Consider the following 3,167-nt stretch of genomic DNA (forward strand, 5'->3'; position numbering starts at 1 on the left):
AATTCTATTCGCAGTCATTGGGGAGTTGAAAATTCATTGCATTGGGTATTAGATGTCGCTTTGAGAGAAGATGACTGTCGGATTAGAAAAAATAATGCTCCACAAAATTTTGCAATTCTTAGACATATTGCAGTCAATCTTTTAACTCAAGACAAGCGTGTTAAGCGTGGAATCAAAAATAAACAGTTTCTCGCGGCGATGGATAATAACTATTTACTAAATATTTTAGCATTAGCTTAAAATATTGCATCAAAACTTGAGTTTAATATTATATAAAAGTTTTATTTAATTTCTAAGTAAATATAATTTTATCTATCCAATAATTGAATTATTTTAGTATTAAAGATTAGTGGTTAACCTGAACATAAGCTAATTCACATATTGAGAAATATTTGATTTATTTTATTTATCATTTCATCAAATTTTACAATTATCTATATCATTTTTAAATCTTCCTTAGTTTTTATTAGTAGATAAGATGCGTTTGCCCTGCCATCTGGGTCAACTAGAATCTTAATAAAAGCGATGATGGCTCAAGAGTCTGTACAACAGCAATCGATAACTCAAGTGCAGTTACTTGCTGCTCTAGCACAACAACTGGCAGAGCAAGAACAGCATTTACTCCAACAACAACAGCAACAGACCAAAATTTTGCATCGATTGGCTTAGACGACACGCTCTAGAACTTGCCATTGGAGTTCTTCCATGTATCGCGAGGGGGTATTGTTTCAAAAACTTCCCAATGTTCAACAATTTTATCGTTTGCAAGACGATATAGATCATAAAAAGCAGCAGGTTTGTTCTTGAAAATGCCCTCACTAATGACCAGCACCATATTGCCTTCGCCCAGCAACAGATGCATACGATGGTAAGCCGTTTTGCCATCAGCTTGCCAAGCCTTCATCATCGCCTCGAAGGACTGCACACCATCGCCATAATGTGGGCTGTGTTGAACTAATGCGCCATCCGTGAAATAGTTGGAGAGAAAGGAAAGTTCTCTGTCAACAAGAATCTTCTTGGTAAATTCGTAGACTAGAGCTTTGTTGCTTTGGGTGCGCTCCAAATCGACGACCTCGTTTGCGCCATCAGTCATAGAGCGTCCGCTCACGTTCTTTTGAGTAGGAGTAGGGCAAAGATTATCCCAGTGCTCTACAATGCGGTCATCTTCCCAACGATGAATTTCAAAGCCGACCATCGGGCCCCAATCACCAAGAATATAATCGGCATGAAGTACACTGTAATCACCATCTTCGATCGCACGGCAAACGATTACGCTAGTAGAATCGGCGGGCAGATCATCCATAAACTGAAGAATCGGGCCAAGTCCATCTTCTAGACGGACGTTGTGCTGAATATACTTTCGGGAATCGAAGTACGAGATCGGAAACTTTTTTCGTGTTTCGAGGCTTTTCTGAATCATCGTACTACGAGCTTTTTTTGAGAGTTTCATTATCTATTTTTCCTTAGCCAAGGACTGGAATGGATAGCCAAGCGATAACACTTCAACTACTGGCATATTGTATTACTCGTTCTCACTCCCAACGCCACCCCATCCTTAGATTTCTCACAATTATAGTTTTGACAGTGATAAGCTCTCGCTAAAGCCTTCGGTAATGACCTATACTGCCGTAGGTAGGTACACCATCAGTGTCTTTGTGCTGTGTATCTAGTAATCAAGATTCTTGCCGAATTTGGCTTCTGATAAAGAGTTGTTCTGCATTAATTAGGATGAGCAGTGGTGCTCCAGATGCTCTGGCGCTCGCCTCTGTTGCCCAGTTGTGATTCACCAGGTCGGGGATTGCTGTAACAAGCATAAATGCAATAATAAGTATTGGTAAGATCATGACAAAATTCCGATCCCAAGCAGGTTTATCGCGTAGTTTCGCTTCACTTCGTACTACACCTTGATGCCAAAATTGAAAATTACTAAGGGCAGCAACAAGGTATAACGATCCAGCATTAACTAGCAGGGTTGTTTTATTGTTTGAAGCCATGTCAGGATGCCCAAGTGCGACCGCCGTTAGGCAAACTCCCGCTGCTAGATACAGAAAAGTAAACAGGGTAAAGTGCCTCATTAGTTTCTCCAAGTGCAGTGTAAAGTGTCGTTTAACACGATATTTTTCGTAAATTAAGCAAAACTTCAACGTTTTCAACATGACACCATCCACGTTTAAGCGATGGCTTGCAGTGCTTCAATCGCAGCCTGGTAATTCGGTTCATCCAACAGTTCAGGGACAACTTCTCGATACGTTACAATGCCCGTGCGATCAACTACATAAACGGCGTGTGCTAGTAGCCCCACTCCTTGAACCAACAATCCCCAATTGCGGGCAAAATCCAGATCACGATGATCCGAAAGCATTGTGATATCTGCAACATCTTTGATCGTTTGCCAACGGCTTTGAGCAAAGGGCAGATCAGCAGAGACGAGAAAGACTTCAACGAAATCAGTTACCTCTTGACCCAGTGAGTTTAGATGTTGGCTGAATTTCTGAATTGCAGCGCTACAAATCGGCACATCCAGGGAAGGAGCCGTGAGGAAAAGGCGAATCTTTCCCTGTGATCGCGCCAGTGGCAGCACGGGTGACAGGTTGTTGTCAATCACCCGCACGTTACGGGCGCGATCGCCGACTTTCAATGGTAAGCCCAGCAATCGCATCGGTTGCCCATGAAACGTTACTTGCATAGTTCCTGGGTTACTCTTTTAAAGGTGCAAAGGTGTTTTTCGATGCGCTCAATCACTGCTGCTTCAGGCGTATACCCAAACCATCCATCTAGCAATTGCAGGTTTTGGTCAACCAGAAGAAAGGTCGGTGTCCCCAGTAAATGATTCAGCGTAAAGGTTGCCGATGTTTTGGCGTACCGCTGCAAGTAAGCGTTCACCTTTTGACGCAGTATTGCCTGCTCTGATTTGGGCAGGTGATCAAAACCAGGGATCGTTTCAGTTAAAACCTCAGTGTTTTCAAGTGTTGCCAATAGTGTACCCGTGGTAAGTTGATCGACAGCAACGGGAAAGTGGATTGCTTGAGAGTAAAATTCTCCTAACGCTTGCCGAGTTGCTCCAACCAGTTTCATCTCAGTCAAAAGCAACTCTGTATTGGCAGCAGTGTTGTACTCAAAATCCTCAAAAGCCGTTGAGATCCCCAAGACATTTAAGCCGGACTGAC

General features: G+C 42.6%; 6 protein-coding genes. 2 read left to right on the forward strand and 4 right to left on the reverse strand.

The window, feature by feature from the left end:
• Both H6G97_RS48555 and H6G97_RS48560 read left to right on the forward strand, forming a co-directional pair.
• Positions 1-240 (forward strand): ISAs1 family transposase (locus H6G97_RS48555; protein ID WP_190947448.1); only part of this gene is annotated, 240 nt, incomplete at its 5' end.
• A 285-nt stretch (positions 241-525) separates the two neighbouring features.
• Positions 526-669, forward strand: coding sequence for a hypothetical protein (locus H6G97_RS48560; protein WP_190733672.1), 144 nt, complete (start codon positions 526-528; stop codon positions 667-669).
• Positions 670-679: 10 nt separating this feature from the next.
• On the opposite strand, the gene H6G97_RS48565 is transcribed toward H6G97_RS48560, so the two are convergent.
• The 4 genes from H6G97_RS48565 to H6G97_RS48580 form a co-directional block, all read right to left on the reverse strand.
• The gene (locus H6G97_RS48565; protein ID WP_190947449.1) at positions 680-1,450 is read right to left on the reverse strand and encodes a nuclear transport factor 2 family protein; all 771 of its coding nucleotides are present in this window, start codon (positions 1,448-1,450) and stop codon (positions 680-682) included.
• A 223-nt stretch (positions 1,451-1,673) separates the two neighbouring features.
• The gene (locus H6G97_RS48570; RefSeq protein ID WP_190947450.1) at positions 1,674-2,075 is read right to left on the reverse strand and encodes a hypothetical protein; all 402 of its coding nucleotides are present in this window, start codon (positions 2,073-2,075) and stop codon (positions 1,674-1,676) included.
• Positions 2,076-2,170: 95 nt separating this feature from the next.
• The gene (gene tpx, locus H6G97_RS48575; protein ID WP_242056143.1) at positions 2,171-2,686 is read right to left on the reverse strand and encodes a thiol peroxidase; all 516 of its coding nucleotides are present in this window, start codon (positions 2,684-2,686) and stop codon (positions 2,171-2,173) included.
• Positions 2,677-3,167: hypothetical protein (locus H6G97_RS48580; RefSeq protein ID WP_190947451.1), on the reverse strand; the 491-nt coding region annotated here is incomplete at its 5' end. The genes H6G97_RS48580 and tpx, both read right to left, overlap by 10 nt.

Source organism: Nostoc flagelliforme FACHB-838, from assembly GCF_014698065.1.
GTDB classification, from domain to species: Bacteria; Cyanobacteriota; Cyanobacteriia; order Cyanobacteriales; family Nostocaceae; genus Nostoc; species Nostoc flagelliforme_B.

What these genes read in the sequence shown, in the direction of transcription:
- H6G97_RS48560 (WP_190733672.1), top strand. Translation starts at nt 526, where the DNA reads ATGATGGCTCAAGAGTCTGTACAACAGCAATCGATAACTCAAGTGCAG.
- H6G97_RS48565 (WP_190947449.1), bottom strand. Translation starts at nt 1,450, where the DNA reads ATGAAACTCTCAAAAAAAGCTCGTAGTACGATGATTCAGAAAAGCCTC.
- H6G97_RS48570 (WP_190947450.1), bottom strand. Translation starts at nt 2,075, where the DNA reads ATGAGGCACTTTACCCTGTTTACTTTTCTGTATCTAGCAGCGGGAGTT.
- tpx (WP_242056143.1), bottom strand. Translation starts at nt 2,686, where the DNA reads ATGCAAGTAACGTTTCATGGGCAACCGATGCGATTGCTGGGCTTACCA.